This is a genomic window from Terribacillus saccharophilus (assembly GCF_002272075.1).
Classification (GTDB): Bacteria; Bacillota; Bacilli; order Bacillales; family Amphibacillaceae; genus Terribacillus; species Terribacillus saccharophilus_A.
Genome location: NZ_NPBJ01000023.1, coordinates 156,378 through 175,496 on the forward strand (window position 1 = coordinate 156,378; position 19,119 = coordinate 175,496).

At 44.1% G+C, this 19,119-nt stretch carries 11 protein-coding genes, 1 pseudogene and 1 riboswitch; of the genes and pseudogenes, 2 read left to right on the top strand and 10 right to left on the bottom strand.

Annotated features, from left to right (window positions below; translation table 11 throughout):
• Positions 1 to 88: 88 nt before the first annotated feature.
• The 4 genes from odhB to CHH48_RS13025 all read right to left on the bottom strand — a co-directional run bounded on the left by odhB (position 89) and on the right by CHH48_RS13025 (position 11,324).
• On the bottom strand, positions 89 to 1,354 hold the full coding sequence (gene odhB / locus CHH48_RS13010) for a 2-oxoglutarate dehydrogenase complex dihydrolipoyllysine-residue succinyltransferase (protein WP_095219572.1): 1,266 nt from the start codon (positions 1,352 to 1,354) through the stop codon (positions 89 to 91).
• Positions 1,351 to 4,197 carry a 2-oxoglutarate dehydrogenase E1 component gene (locus CHH48_RS13015; protein ID WP_095219573.1) on the bottom strand — a complete coding sequence of 949 codons (2,847 nt, stop codon included), beginning with the start codon at positions 4,195 to 4,197 and terminating at the stop codon, positions 1,351 to 1,353. Before CHH48_RS13015 ends, odhB begins: the two co-directional genes overlap by 4 nt.
• Before the next feature lie 307 nt (positions 4,198 to 4,504).
• Positions 4,505 to 10,282, bottom strand: coding sequence for a lamin tail domain-containing protein (locus CHH48_RS13020; protein WP_095219574.1), 5,778 nt, complete (start codon positions 10,280 to 10,282; stop codon positions 4,505 to 4,507).
• Between the two features lie 157 nt (positions 10,283 to 10,439).
• Complete coding sequence (locus tag CHH48_RS13025) at positions 10,440 to 11,324, bottom strand: LysR family transcriptional regulator (protein WP_175074397.1); 885 nt, start codon at positions 11,322 to 11,324, stop codon at positions 10,440 to 10,442.
• Positions 11,325 to 11,430: 106 nt separating this feature from the next.
• Here CHH48_RS13025 and CHH48_RS13030 point away from each other — a divergent pair, with 106 nt between their 5' ends.
• Positions 11,431 to 12,201: a sulfite exporter TauE/SafE family protein gene (locus tag CHH48_RS13030; RefSeq protein ID WP_342747550.1), complete on the top strand. Its 771-nt coding sequence runs from the start codon at positions 11,431 to 11,433 to the stop codon at positions 12,199 to 12,201.
• Positions 12,202 to 12,239: 38 nt separating this feature from the next.
• Here the strand turns inward: CHH48_RS13030 and CHH48_RS13035 are convergent, their stop codons facing one another.
• The 5 genes and pseudogenes from CHH48_RS13035 to CHH48_RS13055 form a co-directional block, all read right to left on the bottom strand.
• Positions 12,240 to 14,135: a PrkA family serine protein kinase gene (locus CHH48_RS13035; protein WP_095219623.1), complete on the bottom strand. Its 1,896-nt coding sequence runs from the start codon at positions 14,133 to 14,135 to the stop codon at positions 12,240 to 12,242.
• A 98-nt stretch (positions 14,136 to 14,233) separates the two neighbouring features.
• Positions 14,234 to 15,256, bottom strand: coding sequence for an HD-GYP domain-containing protein (locus tag CHH48_RS13040; protein WP_176466441.1), 1,023 nt, complete (start codon positions 15,254 to 15,256; stop codon positions 14,234 to 14,236).
• 58 nt (positions 15,257 to 15,314) lie between these two features.
• Positions 15,315 to 15,400: riboswitch (cyclic di-GMP riboswitch) on the bottom strand.
• Between the two features lie 77 nt (positions 15,401 to 15,477).
• Positions 15,478 to 15,693, bottom strand: a pseudogene (locus tag CHH48_RS13045) (helix-turn-helix domain-containing protein); the annotation flags it as partial.
• Positions 15,694 to 15,838: 145 nt separating this feature from the next.
• Positions 15,839 to 16,312, bottom strand: a complete 474-nt coding sequence (gene trmL, locus CHH48_RS13050) for a tRNA (uridine(34)/cytosine(34)/5-carboxymethylaminomethyluridine(34)-2'-O)-methyltransferase TrmL (RefSeq protein WP_095219578.1) — start codon at positions 16,310 to 16,312, stop codon at positions 15,839 to 15,841.
• Positions 16,313 to 16,367: 55 nt separating this feature from the next.
• On the bottom strand, positions 16,368 to 17,219 hold the full coding sequence (locus tag CHH48_RS13055) for an amidase domain-containing protein (protein ID WP_245840381.1): 852 nt from the start codon (positions 17,217 to 17,219) through the stop codon (positions 16,368 to 16,370).
• Between the two features lie 245 nt (positions 17,220 to 17,464).
• Here CHH48_RS13055 and nfsA point away from each other — a divergent pair, with 245 nt between their 5' ends.
• A complete protein-coding gene (gene nfsA / locus CHH48_RS13060) occupies positions 17,465 to 18,214 on the top strand; it encodes an oxygen-insensitive NADPH nitroreductase (RefSeq protein ID WP_095219579.1) in 750 nt (249 codons plus the stop codon).
• A gap of 26 nt (positions 18,215 to 18,240) precedes the next feature.
• Here the strand turns inward: nfsA and CHH48_RS19890 are convergent, their stop codons facing one another.
• Positions 18,241 to 19,065 (bottom strand): methyl-accepting chemotaxis protein, encoded by an 825-nt coding sequence (locus CHH48_RS19890; protein WP_095219580.1) that lies wholly within the window; start codon positions 19,063 to 19,065, stop codon positions 18,241 to 18,243.
• Positions 19,066 to 19,119: the final 54 nt, after the last annotated feature.

A 19,119-nucleotide genomic window follows, 5' to 3' on the forward strand; every position in this document is an offset into this window, starting at 1 on the left:
TTTGTGCAGGTACAGGAAAGATATGTAGGAAATTGAGCACACAAAAAAACCACCCTCATTTTTACAGAGGGCGGTTCTTCGTATAGATTTAACCTTCTAATAGTAAATCGTACGGATCTTCAAGCAATTGCTTGATACGTACAAGGAACTGGACCGCATCTTTTCCATCTACAATACGGTGATCGTAAGACAATGCAAGGTACATCATCGGACGAATTTGAATTGTATCATCCGGCATGGCAATCGGACGTTTCTGGATTGTATGCATTCCCAGGATACCAACTTGCGGTGTGTTCAGAATCGGTGTGGAAACGAGTGAACCGAAGATACCGCCATTTGTAATCGTGAATGAACCACCGTTCAATTCATCCAAGCTAAGCTCTTTGTTACGAGCCTTTTTGCCTAATCGGGAAATCTCACTTTCAATGCCTGCAAAGTCAAGTCGATCAGCGTCTCGGACGACTGGAACAACTAGTCCATCGTCGGTAGATACAGCGATTCCAACATCATAGAATTTCTTCAGAACAATTTCATTATCCTGAATCTCTGCATTGATGTAAGGGAACTCCTTCAATGCACCTACAACTGCTTTCGTGAAGAAGGACATAAATCCAAGCTTCACATCATGTTTTTCAAGGAATTTATCTTTCCGTTCACTGCGTAGCTGCATGACTGCTGTCATATCGACTTCATTGAAAGTGGTGAGCATTGCGGACGTGTGCTGTGCTTCCACGAGCCTGTTCGCAATCGTTTGACGGCGGCGAGTCATTTTTACACGCTCGACTGGTTTTTCAAACTCTGTCTTTGCAGATTGCTTCGATTTATCATCTTTGGCCTGCTTGGCAGGCTTTGCTTTCGGTTTCGCTGCTTCCTCGACATCTTCTGGCCGAACTCTTCCAAATGGGTCACGTGCTGAGATCTCATCCAGGCTGATACCTAACTCACGAGCACGTTTACGAGCTGCCGGAGTTGCTAGCGTATTTTTATTAGCCGCAGCAGGTTCTGCTGCTTCTACTTTGGTCTCTTCCTTCTTCTCTTCAGCCGGTGCTTCTGCTACAGCTGCCGCTTCTGCTTTCGTCTCTTCTGCTGCAGAAGTGTCCGCTTCACCGCCAGCTTCTCCATTCTCGTCAACTGTCGCAATGATATCGCCTACTTCTACATCATCTCCAGCTTCCTTTAGCAGTTCCTTCACCACACCGCTATATTCAGCATTGACTTCCACATTTACCTTATCTGTTTCCAATTCAAGAACAGGATCCCCCTTCTCAACATGGTCACCTGGATTGACTAACCACTCGGAGATTGTTCCCTCTGTAATTGATTCTGCCAGCTCTGGTACTTTTAGTTCCTTCATACGCTAACTCCTCCCTTGGACAGCTTTAAGGCTTGATTGATGATCTGCTTTTGTTCTGTTTTATGGACAGCAGGCTTTCCTACTGCAGGTGAAGCGCGATCCGGACGGCCGATATACTCAAGCGTCTGATCTTCTGAAAGGATTGCTTCAATTCTGTCACGGACGAATGTCCAGGCTCCCATATTACGTGGTTCTTCCTGCACCCATCTTACTTCACTGATAGAAGGGTAATCTTCTAGGATTTGTTTGATTTTTTGGGCAGGGAATGGATAAAGCTGCTCCAGACGGACGATATGGAGTTCTTCAAATGCACCCGCTTCTTTTTCCATTGCTTCTTCCAGGTCCACCATCACTTTTCCGCTTCCTAATACGAGTGTTTTAGCTGTTTCAGATGTCGCCTCGTTGTTAGGCTGAACACGCAAGGACGAAAAGCTTCCTTCTGTGAATTCTTCCAGCTTACTTGCCAGACGAGCACTCCGCATCAAGCTTTTCGGCGTCATGAGTACAAGAGGCCTTGCCTCTTCCCTTCCCCCAAGTTTTGCTTGTCTGCGAAGCAGGTGAAACAGCTGGGCGGAACTTGTTACATTTGCGATAATCAAATTATTCTCTGCTGCAAGCTGAAGGAATCTTTCCACCCGGCCGCTTGAATGCTCCGGACCTTGCCCTTCGTATCCATGCGGCAGCAACATAGCCATATTGGACTTTTCGCCCCATTTTGCACGACCAGCTGCAATAAACTGATCGAAAAGAACCTGTCCTGTATTAGCAAAGTCACCGAATTGCGCTTCCCAAAGTACGAAAGCATTTGGATTGTGTACGCTATAGCCATACTCAAAGCCGATAACACCCGCTTCTGATAGCGGACTATTATGAAGAGCAAATGATTTTGCTTCATCTAACCCATGCAGCGGTGAATATGTCGCGTCTGTTTCGACATCATGCAGCACGGCATGTCGATGGGCAAATGTGCCTCGTTCTGAATCCTGACCCGTCAGACGTATTGGCGTGCCGTCCTGCAAGATGCTAGCATAAGCCAAAATCTCACCGACAGCCCAGTCTGCTTTGCCTTCTTCTTCAAAAGCCTGGTGCCGCTTCGAAATAATCTTGATTAACTTTTTAAAGACTTGGAATCCTTCCGGCCTTTTTTGAAGCTGTCTATTAAGGGAGAACAGTGTATCTGCTGGGACACTAGTTTTGATATTGGGCAGATCACATTTCAAAGCTTCCGGTTCTGGCTTCGGCAGCTTCTCCTTCGCATCTTCTTCCTTCATATTTTGGAAGATATCCTTCAGATGTTCACCGACTTGCGCACTAAGAGAATCGTAGCCTTCTTGTCCTGTGATAACTTTTTCTTCTTCCAGTTTCGCAGAGAAGATTTTCGCTACCGTATCATGTGCATCGATATCTTGATACAGGATCGGCTGTGTCGAACGCGGTTCATCCATCTCGTTATGTCCATATCGGCGGTAGCCGACAAGATCAATCAGGATACTCTTATGGAAACGCTGGCGGTAACGGAAAGCAAGCAATGCTGCTGCCACACATGCAAGTGGGTCGTCAGCGTTTACATGAACAATTGGAATTTCGAAACCTTTTGCTAAATCACTTGCGTATCGAGTAGAACGTCCATCCCGGCGATTCGTTGTAAAGCCGACCTGGTTGTTTGCAATAATATGCACTGAGCCAGCAGTCGAATAACCCGGTAAATCACCTAGGTTAAGCGTTTCAGCTACAACTCCTTCTCCGATAAAAGCAGCATCTCCATGGATGAGGATACTAAGCGCTTTTGATGGGTCTTGATCCGGATACCCTGCATGTGAGGTATTATCCTGCGCCGCTCTTGTAAATCCTTCTACAATCGGATTCACAAATTCCAAGTGGGACGGGTTGTTAGCCAATGTGATGGTTGTATGCTTTTCTTGCCCTTCATGATGTTCTGCTACAGCTCCGAAATGGTACTTCACATCACCAGTCCAGCCGCCATGCAGCCCACCTGATCCTTCTGAAGGAAGCAATTCTTTCTCACCCGTATGATTGAATTCAGAGAAGATAAGATCGAAAGGCTTGCCTAATACATGTGCCAGTACGGATAGCCTTCCTCTATGTGCCATACCAAGCATCACTTCATCTGTATCAGCGAGACACGCTTCTTTAATGATAGAATCCAGCATCGGAACCATCGCTTCAAGACCTTCGATGGAGAAACGCTTCTGACCGACGAAAGTACGAGCTAAGAATGATTCAAAGCCTTCTACATCTGTAAGCCGTTTCAAAATTTCCTTTTTATCAGATTCACTCCACCCAGGAATATAGGATGCAGTCTCAATTTGGTCTTGTAGCCATTTTCGCTCTTCATGATTGCCGACATGATCATACTCGAAGGAAGTAGTGCCTGCATACCTTTCCTTCAATAGCTGCACGGCATCCAGGGCCGTATGTACATTCTTCGGAGCGTCTCCCCATACAAAGCTTGCCGGTATATCCCGCAAGTCAGATTCAGTCAGCTGATAATCTTCCATTTTGGTCAGCACCATAGTTTCCGCATGCTCTTTGCCTACTGGATAAATATCTGCTTCTAAATGTCCATAGCGGCGAATTGCTTCTACAAGCTGAATCGCTGCCGTGATTTTCTTAATGGATGCTTCGGACATTCCTGTTGATGGAGCGTCTTCCCCTCGACGCTGCATCACCCTTGGCTCTCCATGCGTATCGAATAGTTCCTTTAATGATGCTTCCACTGATTCCGGATCTTGCCTGTATTTGTCGTATTGCTCTTCCACATAACCCATATTCGGTCCATGGAAGTTCTCCCAGAATCTTTCGCTAGATTCCTTTTGTCCCACGACTGTTCCCCCCAATAGAAGTAACTTTTTTTAAAATAGTAAAGGCTTAGAAATTGGAAATTATTTTAAGTGGCTTAATACGTTTTCACATTCCCAATATACCGTAACGAGACAAAACTTACAACTAAAACAAGAAATTTTTTAAAACGCTTTCTTCATTGATATATAAGGGTTTATATAATACCACTTCATAAATATCAACATTTTGAAAGCGTTTTTACATTTTTGTTTCAGCAAGAAAAAATCATTGCTTTTTTAAGTTAAAAAAAGGATAATCGGAAAGTTATTTTCCAATTATCCTCCATCTTTATTTGTCCGCTGTTCTTCTTTTATTAAACCAATACAACACCCCACCTAACACCAGCAGTGCAGCGCCAGCCAACAGGTAATTGAATAGCTGACTTGCTGTATCAGGGAGGATTCCGCCGAATGGTGTCGATTTTTTAGAATCCCCAGGTACATGCGATACAGTCTTCGCTGTATTGTCACCAGATGGTTGTGTTTGATTCACTGGAATATTCGTATTTCCATCTTGATTGTTACCGTCAGGTTTCTCTCCTGGATCAGCCGGTGGATTCTCTCCTCCATCGATTATCGGGTCTTCTTGCCCGTCGCCGGCCCCATCATTTCCTGACGGATCTTCAGCAGGCGGTTCGTTGCCATTGTCTCCAGGGGCGGGAGCTCCCCCGCCCGTAGTGAATGTCCATAGACCGGATTTCGTCTTGCCGCCATGGTCATCCTCTGCGACAGCATACCAGCCATATTCATGGTCAGAGGTCAATCCTTCCCATGTCACAGAAGCAGTTTCTCCACTTTTAACATCTTCTTTCTTACCGATTTCCTTTGTACCGAAAACATTCACTTCCACATAGTTAGTGGCAACACGTTTCTTTTGAGCATCCAATTCAAGCCCAATAGAGAACTCATCTGTTCCCGGGAATTCTTCTTCATCATAATAGTTGTAATCATCCATATATGGAGAATACGTTTTTACTTTTATTTGATCTGTCTCGGCATCAAAGAGCAAGATACGCATATAGCCTTGTCCGCCCTCAGGACCTGCCTGGTAATCGGCAAGCATTTGATAGACTTTACGATCGGTTACGCCATCGCCATCGTCGTCGATTTCATCGACAAGCATATCTGCAGCATGATAGTGACCGCATAGGACAGCGAACACATTTTCATTATCCAGTACAAGCTCCTGATATAGCTTTTCACCCACTGGATGACGGTTTCCGGATGACAGCAGATACTCATGGAAGTTCAGAATCGCCTTCCGATCCGGATGTGCTTTTAGAACCTCATCTGCCCATGCAATACCTTCATCATCGATGCCCCAGCCAAGATAGACCATAATATAGTCATTGCCGTTAGAGGAAATCAAATCATAATGTCCTCTGTTATTCTTATAAGAACCGCCATACCAAGGTTTATCTTTGAAACGATCCTCTCCGAAATAACGGTAATAATCTGTATAGTCATTACTCTTTTGCTCCACATCATGGTTACCGGCCAATACACCGTAAGGCACGCCTGCATCATCTAGCACCTGCATCGCTTTATCTGCGACTTCCCATTGGTATTCCTGGTCTGAGAAGTTCACCAAATCACCTGTATGGAATACATAATCAATGTTGAGTTTATCCTTGTTTTCCGCTATCCAATTCACTTGTTTATCGTAGATATGCGGGTAACTCTCAGAATAATACTGTGTATCAGACATCCAGACGAAGGAATAATCATAATCTTCATCCTCGATTGCAATCTCATCCTGAATGAGAACATTGATCTTGTAGTCTTTTACAAACTCATCAACATTTACAGAACCTTGCAAATCAAAGTCTTCATCTCCTGCTACCTTGTAATCGATTAGCTGCCAATCTTCTTCTTGATGATTCCACGCATACATGGAAACCTTTCGTCCTGGCAGGGAATTACCACTCCAATTGACTTCGACGATATTCTTATCGTCAACATCCTTGGAAACAGGAACCTCAAATCGATGGTAAGGGAACTGCGTTTCGCTGTCGTTAATCAAATACTTGTCATCTACATCCGCAACCTTATCAATATCTTCGTTGCTGAATGCTTCTTCCCCTTCTGGTGCATAGTCGGACGGCGGCTCATAATCAGCTGCATTCTTGTAAGCTTTAATTTCACTATCTTGGCTGACTTTATATTTATGTCCTTGATAGAAAGTAACGTCCATATCATCTCCCGTAGGATCTGTTACTTTCACTTCAAGCTCTGGATTCTTCCCGACATTACCCGCTTCATCTTCCGGCTTGATCAATTCTGGAGCAACAGGCTGCTCTTCAGGGGTGGAGAAGTTAATTGTACGAACTTCTTCATTTCCGGCTTTATCCGCCGCTCGCAGCACAAGTCGATGATCACCGGCAGATAAGGCTGCAGAAGAAGTCTCATAAGGAAGCTGAATTTCTTCTCCATCCAGTTCTGCCGTAAGGCTATCAAGACCGCTTAAAGCATCTTCTGCACTTGCCTCAATCGTGAATGGACCTTTGTATGATTTTCCATCTTCCATTGATGTTTCAAGGACAGGAACAGTATTGTCGACTGTTACGGAGACTTTGTCTGATGCTTCTTCATCCTTAGCTTCAATCGTGTGTGTACCATCTGCTGTTTCCGTCGTATCCCAGTCATATGCATTTGCCCGGAATTTCTCCGGCTGGATAGTGAAAGTAAAGTCTTGAACTGGACGATAATTACCGTTATCTCCAATATCAATTACTTGATTTGGATCAGCAAACGCCGGATCATACAAGACAGTACCATCTCCTAAAACAAGCCGAACATTCTTCGCATCAAAGTCATCTCGGTTTTCCGGTGATTCCAACTGGAACGGAGAAGCTTTGTTTCCGGCATGGATACTGATTGTATTCTGTCCTTCCTTCAACGTATCCGGGTCAACTGGAACAGTAATAGTCGTGTACGTATCGATCCAGTCATCGAATATACGCAGCACTTCCCCATCCTGTACAACTGCATTTTGGAAATACGTATTGATTCCATTCACATCAAACGCGAAATAAGCTTCTGTTTCCAATGCTTTGTCTGTCTGCTTGACTTCTTTTCCGTCAATCAGTAATGAAGTTTCTTGATCTGTCGTATCAGAAGTCGCTTTTAGCTTATATGTTCCAGAAATCAGCTGTCCATCTTTCACATTCAACCGAGGACTGGACTCTTTCTGATCGCGTTCAATACTTACTCGTTTTGTTTCTGTTTTCGTTTCATTGAAGCCATCTGTAGCAGCTGCGTAATATTCCACATAGTCCTTTGCAATCAGCTCTGGAGTATAAACCGTATGATGGTAGTAGCCTGTCTGTTCATTTTTAGTTAGATCAACTCGTTTAAAGTCACTGGTGCCATCTGTACGATAGAATACGGATACGCGTTTGACACCTTTATCATCAGAAGCTTCAACAGTAATCTGCAGATCTTCCGTTTGATTAACGATATCTTTATCCGTCAGATCCTTCACTTCCGGTGCCACGCTATCATCTTCCACTTGAACAGGTTCGCCTGGAACTTGATCAGTCGTGACACTTCCAGGAGTACCAAGGATTGTACCAGCATTCAGCTTCAACATACTCGTCGAGCCATCAAGCGGATATTTAAAGTTGATTCCCATATTAGCAACCGTATCTTTGACGCCCGATACCTCATTATAAGTCGCCATTGTAATTGCACTGCCAGCTTTCGTGGCAACCCCGACTCCTCGCTGGTCGCCGTTGGCCATCCCACCTGACTGTATTTTGAACAAGTTTTCACCAAGGGTTAGATTCGTACTGTAATTTTTATTGAAATCCTCAGCAGTCAAATCATTATTGGAGCCATTGATAATCCAGAATACAGCAGCCTCTCCCGGCTGGATGATTGGACTTTCGTCCGGCTTCCAATTGGTCACCCTCGTATCTGGATACATGTACGTCAAATCATAATCCTGCATGTCGACCGGAGCTGACGTATTGTTGTAAATCTCGATGAATTCATATCCGTCTGCCCCATTCACATTAGAAGAGTCAGGGACCAATTCTGTCACTAGTAGAGATGGAAGCGCAGAAAAATCGGTATCCGGCTGTTTAACTTCCACTTTAAAAGTCTCTGTTTTGGAACTGTTGAACCCATCGGAAGTTTCAATATAATATTCAAGCGTCCCAGCTTCCAGCTCAGCAGTAGGAATCTCAGCTTTATACAATTCTCCTGTGTGCTGCATGCTGTATTGCTCGAATTCATCTGTGCCCTCTTTCTTAATATAAAGCGTCACATGCTGAATGAAATTCTCATCTTTTATTGCAGCTTCAATTTGAAGAGGAGCAGGAATGGTGACTGTTTTCACTGGCTCATGACTAATTTCCGGAGCAGTTTCGTCTTTTTCGACCTTAACGGTTTCTGCTGGAACTTGTCCATCAATCAAAGCGCCAGGAGAAGCTTTCAGCTGCAGTCCTACCTTCGTCATCTGTGCGGTACCAGAAGCTTTGTACGTAATTCCTTGATTTGGATACGTATCATCGATTCCTTCTGAGTCATTGTAGCTTGCTGCAGCAAGCTGAGCACCGCTGTCAGTCTGGAATGCAATCGTACGGGCTGATCCATTTGCCATACCGTCATTGCTGATTTCAATTACTTGGTCTTCTGTCAAGTCAGTCTGATAATGGCTGTTAAAATCAGCTAGCTCAAGCGATTGGTTCGCACCATTCTTGATCCAAATTACAGCCTTCCCCATAGGCTCCAACGTAACAGATCGATCGATATCCCAATCTGTCTGTCTTCCATCAGGATATTGATAGGAAAGTTTGTAATCCTTTAAATCCATCGATTGATCAGAGTTGTTATAAACTTCGATGAACTCATACGCGTCAGCACCGCTGATATTATCACTATCTGGAACTATTTCCGTGATAAGGACCGGCGGCTGTGTCTGCGGATCAGGCTCGGTAATTGCTACCTGTATACTTTGAAGCCCATTATCAGGAAAACGCAGCTGCGTATCTCCGCTAAACACATCAATGCTGTATTGGAAAGACGGGCTCCATAGCACTTCTTTTGGAACGACAGCTTCCCAATTGCCATCACCTTTGTCTGTCATGTCCACCTTTTGTTCGCTCATACCAGGAGCAGTAACGTATGTGAAAACGGCGGATTCTGCTTTTCCGTTTTCTATAGATGCAGAGATGGTAAGGTCCTCGCTGCCTTCCGCATTGGTGATTGCTTCGTGAACGAGTGCAGGCTGCTCAAGTTGTTCCTCTTGGGCTGGCTCATCTGTTTCTGCTGTTTTTTCCTGTTCACTTTTTTCGGACTGCTCTTTATTCTCTTCAACTGGCTGCTCCTCGTCTGCAACATCAGCTTGTTCTTCTTGGCCCTGATTTTCTGTCTCTGACTCAGACGCTGAATCCGACTCTTGTTCGTCTACAGCAGGTGCTTCCTTCACATCGTCCCCTGGGGTCTCCTGCTGCGAGTCTTCCGCTGATTTCTCTTGTTCAGCTTGCTCTATCTTTTCGGACCCTGGTGACGGCGCTGCCAGAATGGTTGGTGTTTTTTGATCATTTGCAAAGTGGATACTTTCTGCCTGTTCCACGTCTTGGAAGTGGAAAACAGAAACGGAGGTCTGCTCAGTCGTTGTATCAGTGATGGAAAGCTGTTGTTCATCATCTTGGAATATGTAAGGTTCTGTTACGTTGGTGAATGCTGCATCTGTCAATTCAGTTCCGAAATGACTATTAAAAGTTTCTACTGTGGTCTCATTGTTCAAAGCAAGCACTGCATATCCGCCTGCTGGGATTTGCTCCTCTTGCTCTTGGATTACAAGCTTTTCTTCCTGGTCAGTTTTGTATGTGATTCCGATGTCCTTCCAGGATTTCGCTTCCTCTGTTCCATTATGTATTTCAATAAAAGATAAACCATCAGCACCTTGTTTCTCGCTGCCATAGACTTCTGTAATAGAAACCTTGTCTTCCCGAAGCTTTTCCTCTGCATTTACGACTGGAATGGATGCAGGTACAACTGTCTGCATGAGCAGCAAACATGCGCTGAGACCAGCAGCCATTCGATATGAACGCTTCATATAGCTCCCCCTATCTTTTATCGGGATTGTCCTCCCGCATTAATTCTAGAATTTATGTATTAAGAACCAATAAAGAGATTGTAAATTGTTGTCATAATACTTCGACAAAATATCCTAAAGTATTAACCAGAAAAAAATAAAGCAACATAAAGCCGCTTTATTCTCCAAATTTTGTTGAGTAAGTGACAAGCTGTTCAATAAAATGATCACTGGCTGGAGAGCGTACACTGCCTTCCCGCCAAGCTACACCAATTTGCCTTTCTGTCGGTTCGATAAGAGGAATACTCCTGACATGGGACATTTGAAGTGTTTCCAAGGATGGAAGCAGAGCAATGCCCTGTCCCGCCGCGACAAATCCCAGAATTGTCATCATATCCTCACTTTCGAACGCTACTTTCGGTTCCAGTCCATATTTTTCGACTATCTGTTCAAACATTACCCGGGCACTATAGCCTGGGCGAATAAGCAGGAAGGGCTCTTCTTCTATCTGATGTAATGCCAGCTGCTCTTCATTTGCAAGCGGATGTGTATCTGATACATATACATAAAGCTGATCTGTCCACAGCTTTCGCCAAGTTAGGCCTTCCACCCCCTGATCCATATTACAGATACATAAATCAAGCTTACCTTCTCTTAACTGATTGATTAGCTCTTCTGTCGAGCCTTGGTTCAGGGAGAACTCGACGGAAGGATAAATCTCCTTGTACTGTTTTAACAGTCGGGGTATATGCTGCAGTCCTTGCGACCTCATAAATCCAAGTGTTATTTCCCCATACTGTGGATCCTTCATCTTCCGTATGTGTTTTTCTGCCTTCTCCATTTCCTCTAATATTTTGACGGCATGTGTATAGAAAGCATCCCCGTAACTGCTCCGAACAATTCCTCGTCCCCTTTTCTCAAAAAGCGGCACTCCCAGCTGCTCTTCCAGCTTCTGAATCGAACGGCTCAAGGCAGGCTGAGAGATAGCCAGAGCCTTTGCTGCTTGAAGATAATGCTCTCGCTCCGCCACTTCCTTAAAATAAACTAACTGTTGCCACTCCATAAGCTCACCCATACCTTTTCTGCATCTTTTATATGTTATTTATGCATTATACAATATCATTTCATTATGGTTAACTAAAAGTACAACAAGAAATGAGGGAATTATTATGGCTATTGAAATTATCCTTATTATGATTGCCGCCGGTCTTATCGTCGGCTTTGTCGGGGCTGGAGGATCTGGTTTCATCATCAGCATTCTGACAGTGCTGTTCGGTTTCCCCATTCACGTGGCATTAGGCACTGCTCTGGCATCCATGCTATTCTCCTCGTTTTCGGGTGCAGTCAGCCACTACCGCGAAGGAAACGTGACATTACGGGCCGGTTTAATCATTGGAATCTTTGGGGCGGTTGGCGCTTTCATCAGTTCCCATTTTTCCGGATTCATCCCAGAAGATATCTTAAATTATCTTACGGCTGGTATGCTTGTCCTATCTGGGGTAGTTCTTTGCATTCGTCTTCTGCTGATGGGCAAGCCTTCAGACAAAGGGACTACAATTAGTGCATTCATCTACCAAAACAAAGTTATCTATTTTATTTCAGCTGCACTGCTCGGCATCTTAACCGGGGCACTATCCGGATTGTTCGGGATCGGTTCCGCTCCATTCATCCAAATCGGACTGCTTATCTTGCTCGGACTGTCTGCGCAGCAATCTGCAGGTACGACAATGATGATTATCATTCCAATCGCCTTGGCTGGCGGAGTCGGCTATGCACAGCTCGGCTTCCTTGATATCAAATTACTTCTCGAAGTAGTTGCAGGAACGATGATTGGTTCTTATATTGGAGCGAAATTCACAAAACGCGTTCGCCCTGTTTACTTGAAGACAGCGATGGTACTGCTTCCGATATTTGCAGGATTTTTACTATTATCTGCCTAAACACATAAATAAGCCGCCGGGATCCCGGCGGCTTATTTTTATCTGTTCAACAAACTTCCTACATAGCGGAGCAGGTCGTTTGCCGATGTGGAGTTATAATCATATTCATCAATCAATGTTGCGACTACTTCATTCATTTTCTTTAACTGCTGCTCATCTGGAGTTTTGATGGACGTTGTGATTTTCACTACATCCTTCAGATCGGAAAATAGCTTTTTCTGGATTGCTTCCCGCAGCCGTTCATGAGATTGATAATCGAACTTCTTCCCTTTACGTGCATACGCCGAGATTCGGATAAGGATCTCTTCACGGAAAGCCTTCTTCGCATTCTCCGAAATCCCAATTTGCTCCTCAATGGAACGCATAAGCTTTTCATCAGAAGGCATTTCATCCCCTGTTAATGGATCATGCAGCTTTGTCTTATTGCAATAAGCTTCGACATTATCTAGATAATTATCCATCAACGTTTTAGCAGATTCTTCATAAGCATAGACGAATGCTTTCTGCACTTCCTTCTTCGCGATTTCATCATATTCTTTCCTTGCTACAGCGATGTAGTTCAAATAGCGCTCCCGGTCTTCCTTCGAAATGGATGCATGACTGCTAAGGCCATCCTTTAAAGAACGGAGTACGTCCAATGCATTAATGGAACGCATTTCTTTTTTAATGATCGTACTGGAAATTCGGTTGATTACATAGCGCGGATCAATTCCGCTCATTCCTTCATCGCTGTGTTCTTTTTTAAGTTCTTGGATATCTGCGTCACTGAAGCCTTCCAGCTGCCTCCCATTATAGAGATGCATCTTCTTCAGCAAACTGATGCCGCCTTGGTTCGATTCTTTCAATCTTGTAAGAATGGTGAACATCGCTGCAATCTTCAGTGTATGCGGAGCGATATGGACATCTTTGATATCGCTTTCCGATATCATTTTTTGATAGATTTTCTCTTCTTCATCAACCTTAAGATTATAAGGAACCGGCATGACGATCATCCGGGAATGCAATGCTTCATTCTTCTTATTCGAAATGAATGAACGATACTCTGATTCGTTCGTATGTGCCACGATCAATTCATCCGCACTGATTAAGGCAAAGCGGCCGGCTTTGAAATTACCTTCCTGCGTCAAGGAAAGCAGATGCCAAAGAAACTTCTCATCACATTTCAGCATTTCCTGAAATTCCATCAGTCCACGGTTGGCTTTATTAAGCTCCCCATCAAAGCGATAAGCCCTAGGATCCGATTCTGATCCATATTCCGCGATGGTGGAGAAATCGATGGAACCCGTCAGGTCTGCAATATCCTGCGATTTAGGATCAGAAGGGCTGAACGTACCAATTCCTGATCGTTTATCTTCGGAAAAGAAAATTCGTTCAACAACAACATCCTCGATTCTTCCATCATACTCTTCTTCCAAGCGCATTACGTTTAATGGAGAGAGATTCCCCTCAATCCGGATTCCATACTCGTCTTCGAAATCCTTGCGAAGATGTGCTGGAATCAGATGAAGCGGATCCTCATGCATTGGGCAGCCTTTTATGGCATAAACTGCACCTTCATCCGTCAGTGTATATTCCTCCAGCCCTCGTTTGAGCAAACTGACAAGCGTGGATTTCCCTCCACTTACTGGTCCCATGAGCAGGAGAATTCGTTTGCGTACATCCAGTCTCCGAGCAGCCGGATGGAAGTATTCTTCCACTAGCTTTTCAAGCGGTTCTTCCAAACCGAATAACGAGTCCTTGAAGAAGCTATAGTTCTTCACTCCATCTTCTTCTTCAATGCCTTTATGCTTGATCATGTTATATACACGGGAATGTGCAGATTGAGCAAGATAAGGCCGGTCTTTCAACAAACGCAGATAATCAGCGAGCGTTCCTTCCCAGTGGAGCTTCTCTTGTTCCTGGCGATACTGCTGTACCTTATCCAATATATTCATCATTCATTAACCTCCCAGGCATTGTTAAACAAAAGGCGATTACCTTAATGTATGCCCAGGGTTTGGCTATAATGCCAGCAAATCCATTTCACGTCTGCTTACGGCTTCTGCTTCCATCCAATTTCCATGTATGATTCGTTCGTAAATTTATCCAGCATGACATCATCAAGCTGAAGTGTTTTTTTATCGTTAGGGAAAATATGCATCAGCTGCGCCAGCTTCTTCACGATCTTCTTCGGATATGCTTCCGACATCTCCAGCATCAGCTGAATAGCTTCTGTTGCTGGCAATACTTCCCGATAAGTACGGGAAAGTGTCAAAGCTGAAAACGTATCGACCACAGCTAAAATCTGCAGATCCATCCCTAGCTCTGGTAAATAAGCACCATCTGGATAGCCTTTACGATTCAGCCGTTCGTGATGACTTCGCGCATAGCGACCTAGTAAAGGTTCACCTGTCTGGTGCAGGAGTGTCTCTCCTTTGACCGTATGCGTTTGTACAATTTCATATTCCTCTTTTGTCAGTGTAGATGTTTTATCGAGGATTTCGCGAGGAATTTCAAGCTTTCCGATATCGTGGAATAAATACCCTGTTGCACAAAGATCCAACTGGACGACATTCATATGGTAAGCGAGCATTGTACCGATTACAAAAACATCTAAAGAATGAATAAAAGCATAGGGATCTCTTTGCTCAAGCATATGCCAAAGACTGCTCCTCCCCATTGTCTTCAGGCTTTTGATGTACAAATCCTTCAAGAAACGAATGCTTTCTTCCTCATAAAGTAGTTTTCCATAGCGGTACTCAAAAGCGATATAAGACAAATTTGTGTAAAAATGCTTTTCCATACTCCGCTTATATGTTGCTTGATGATCAGTTTCTTTCTCCAGCAGCTGCTGAATCATCTGCTGGAGGCGATCTGTCTTGCTAAATAGATCAGTAGTTTCCTCTTCCTCGGTTTCAACGACGACCGAAGGCACTCTGTTATGCTTCAGCTGTTCCAGTAAAGCTGCAGTGACGACTGTCCCTTTATTTAATTTTGTCTTGTCTGCCAGGACAATATCACTGCCCAAATAATCACCTAGTAGTATGTCTTGGATGCGTTTACGTTTTAAAATCAATTTCATTCTCCTTTTTCAAAAAAAGCTGCCATGTCTGGCAGCCTGAGAATCCCTCTTCGTTCGCACCTGGCTGGCATAGAATCTCATCCCTTAGCCCCTCAAGTTTTGCGTAACTGCCTTTCAACAGTGCTGCCGTATATGTATGTAATTGTTTCCTGGTTGTGTTTTGCTTCCGAATCAAGCAGCTGATGATAGTCCTCTTTTGCCGGCAGCAGCTCACACATTTCCACATCTAGCGCTATCGCCAATTTACTGATGCCAACAAAAGAAATATTCCGCTTCCCGTTTTCAATATCGGAGTAGTACGATCGATTAAAACCCGCCATGCCAGCCAATTCTTCCTGTGTCAGCATCTGTTTTTTTCTCAGATAACGAAGCTTATCTCCAAATGCCCGAAGCAATAGCGTGTAATCTCTCATATTATTCATGCACTCCATTATACCTTGCCACACCAGCAAATCCACCGGATATAAGTTACATTAGTATAATGCTACCAAATAAAACTGGGGAAAGTACTATTTTTGTCCCATTTTATGCATGTCTAAACAACTATAAAAAAATAAACTGCACACTAGGTGCAGTTTAGGATAACCCATCGAAGCGCTGCTGACGAAGAGCTTCATAAATAATAATTGCTGCCGTATTCGATAGATTTAAAGATCGGACTTTATCTGTCATATGAATACGAAGACATTGCTCCTCTTTCCCTACAAGCAAATCTTTCGGAATGCCAGTCGACTCTCGACCAAAAACGAATAGCAGATCTTGATCTGTATTGCTGAAATCATAATCTGAATAATGCTTGGTACCGAAGTTCTCTATATAATAAAAGACACCTTCCGGAAATTTTTCATATAACTCTTCTATACTATCGTAGTAATGAATATCCACGTCATGCCAATAGTCCAATCCTGATCTTCTCAGCATTTTGTCATCCGTTGAGAAACCAAGCGGACGAATTAGATGCAAAGCCGTATCTGTCGCAAGGCAGGTACGAGCAATATTCCCTGTATTAGCTGGGATTTCTGGTTGGAATAGTACGATATGTCTTGGCATATACTTTCACCTCTGCTTTTCAACTTTCAACCTTACCAGTATAGCACAGCAGAGATCATAGCCCAATCTGGAAAAATTTATACACAACGTTCTCTGTATAAGCCGGAGAGTCAACGTAAGCCCAATGACGCATTCTGCTGTTAGCAGTATGGGCATTGACCAACGGCTCACCCTGTGCGTTCCGGGCTACCACTATCGTATTGTGATTATAGTTCCCATCACCCTCAAAATCATAGCAAATCACATCGCCAGGCCTCAGCAGCCTCGCATCCGCTACTTCCTTACCGCGTAAGCCTTGTGTCGATCCGCTCAAATACCACCGCAAGGCATTAGCTACTGTGAAACTATAGCTCCAGTTTTCACCATTGAACCACCACCCTGAATTCCTGTCTGGTTCCCCCCGCATTGGCGCCCCGCCTGCCCGTAAGCACTGGGAGACATAATTTGTGCAATCGACTTCAAATTTCTTGTAAGCAGGATTATAATCATTCCACCATCGTTCGGCATACTGAACAGCTGCCCGTCTATCATAGGTGAATTGCCGGTCAAAATCCTGATCGTTGCTCTCAAAGACGACAAGCCCTTGTACATGAGGCTGGACAGCGTCCTCAACTCGCTCATCATGAATGATTTGTCCAGCTCGCATACGAGCTCTATGCGTATGCACTTCTTCTTCATGATACGTTGCATGCTGCTTATGCACGAGAAAAGTTGCGCACAAGCGATAGGTAATGATGTCTTCCTCCCCTTCGTGTTCCTCGCTCAGAATTATTCCTTCTCCTCGAATCTGCGCAACCTTCGCCCCGTCTTTTTCATGAAAAACAATCCGGTTGACGAGCCAATTCTCATCCTTCTTCCCATCAACTCTCTGCATCCAATAATCTGCCAGCTGTTCACTCTTCCCCATCTCTATCCCTCCTGTTCTTTCTTCGATATGACATGGCATATCCTCGTAGGAGGAGCAAGCCTCCTACGACGAATACAGATAAAACAGTCATGAATGTCTCCATGCTCCCACCTCACTTGTATGTATGTAGAATCATGACAGTATATGCTTCATCAGCTTGTCTCATCCCATCAATGAAAGCGCAAACATTTTTAGTTACAAATGTGACAATTTTGTGTATCCTTATAAAAAAGGGGGAGAATACGATGTCTGATGTTTTGCAAACTATCCTTAGCCACAAATCAGTAAGATCATTTACTTCCGAGCGCCTTACAGAGGAACAGATCAAGGAACTCGTTTCCGCTGCTCAAGCAGCATCCACGTCGAGCTTCCTCCAGGCGTACTCCATCATCGGTGTTAGCGATCCTTTGGTGAAAAAAGAGCTTAGCACTTATGCAGGCAGCCAGGAATATGTCGTGAACAATGGCCACTTCTTTGTTTTTTGTGCTGATTTCTACCGCCATAAGGAAATGGCAAGCAATCTGCGGGCAGACATTTCTGAAACAATTCAAGGAACAGAAGCTTTGCTGATCGGTACAATTGATGCTTCGCTCGCTGCTCAAAATCTTGCCATTGCAGCAGAATCGATGGGGCTGGGCATTTGTTACATAGGCGGTCTTCGAAATAATCTGGCCGGTGTTTCTGCAAGCCTTGGCGTACCTGCTCAAGTATTACCGCTGTTCGGGATTGCTGTTGGCTATCCCGAAAAAGTGAATGAAAAGAAACCGCGGCTGCCGTTCGGAAGTGTTTATCATGAAAACAGATATAACGTGGATAAAGGTTTGCTGAATGCTCAGTTGGAGGAATATGACCGTACCATCCAGTCATATTATGTGGATCGGATTGAAAACACTCGGAAGACAACCTGGACCGAGCAGGCTACAGATAATCTCCGCATCCCGAAACGTGTTTATATGAAAGATTTCATAACGCAAAAGGGTTGGGCAAAGCATTAAAATAGGGCCGCTGCAGCGGCCCTATTTTATGAGGATGTTACTGATTTAAAGAATGATTCCATATCTTCGCCTAAAAGATGCAATTGATCGATAAGCTGGCTGAAGTTATTTACTAGATCTGCTTGCTCACCGGATGCATTCCGAATTTGCTCCACACTTCCGGATAGAGCAGTAATATTATTTTTAATATTCTCTAGAGAGACGCTCATACTTTTCGTAACATCCGTTGTTTGGGAAGACAGTTTCCTGACCTCACTTGCAACAACAGCAAATCCTGCACCAGCTTTTCCAGCTCGAGCTGCCTCAATTGATGCATTCAAACCTAGGATGTTGGTCTGCTGCTGAATTTGGGAAATCTCACTTATTGATCCAACTGTTGTTTCTGTCAGAAGCATGGATTCCTGTGACTGGGCTGCGATTTCCTCGCTGGACGCCGCAAGTTCTTCTGAATGGGCTGAAACAGTGTGCAATTTATCCTGGAGGCCATCAATTATTTGACGCAGGTTCTCTATGTACCCTTCCATTTTTTCTTGCGCATCCAGAGGGACCGCAATTGCGAAAGCTCCAACTACCTCTTTATTGTCGTTTCGAATTGGAAAGGACTTCGCATACAGAGGAATACCATATACTTCCCGCGGCAATAAAACCGAACCATATCGGCCCGCTAATGCGGCTTCTAAGTTTTTATCTCCGACTGGTATAGGGCTTCCCACATGAATCCCAAAATCGACCTTTGTAGTAGGCAGATAACTCAAGAACTTTTCTCTATCTGTAATTCCAATCATCGTATCGGTACCGATTATTTTTTGCAGATCTTCTGCCGACTCGACTAGGTTATGTAATAATTCCATTATGATCCCTTCGTTTCTTGTACACTTATTTGATAGCAAAAGGACAATAATTTT

Excerpts from the sequence above, each read along its gene's own strand:
- CHH48_RS13025 (WP_175074397.1), bottom strand. The coding sequence starts at position 11,324 with ATGGAGTGGCAACAGTTAGTTTATTTTAAGGAAGTGGCGGAGCGAGAG.
- CHH48_RS13055 (WP_245840381.1), bottom strand. The coding sequence starts at position 17,219 with ATGGGGAAGAGTGAACAGCTGGCAGATTATTGGATGCAGAGAGTTGAT.
- odhB (WP_095219572.1), bottom strand. The coding sequence starts at position 1,354 with ATGAAGGAACTAAAAGTACCAGAGCTGGCAGAATCAATTACAGAGGGA.
- CHH48_RS13030 (WP_342747550.1), top strand. The coding sequence starts at position 11,431 with ATGGCTATTGAAATTATCCTTATTATGATTGCCGCCGGTCTTATCGTC.
- nfsA (WP_095219579.1), top strand. The coding sequence starts at position 17,465 with ATGTCTGATGTTTTGCAAACTATCCTTAGCCACAAATCAGTAAGATCA.
- CHH48_RS13035 (WP_095219623.1), bottom strand. The coding sequence starts at position 14,135 with ATGAATATATTGGATAAGGTACAGCAGTATCGCCAGGAACAAGAGAAG.
- trmL (WP_095219578.1), bottom strand. The coding sequence starts at position 16,312 with ATGCCAAGACATATCGTACTATTCCAACCAGAAATCCCAGCTAATACA.
- CHH48_RS13020 (WP_095219574.1), bottom strand. The coding sequence starts at position 10,282 with ATGAAGCGTTCATATCGAATGGCTGCTGGTCTCAGCGCATGTTTGCTG.
- CHH48_RS19890 (WP_095219580.1), bottom strand. The coding sequence starts at position 19,065 with ATGGAATTATTACATAACCTAGTCGAGTCGGCAGAAGATCTGCAAAAA.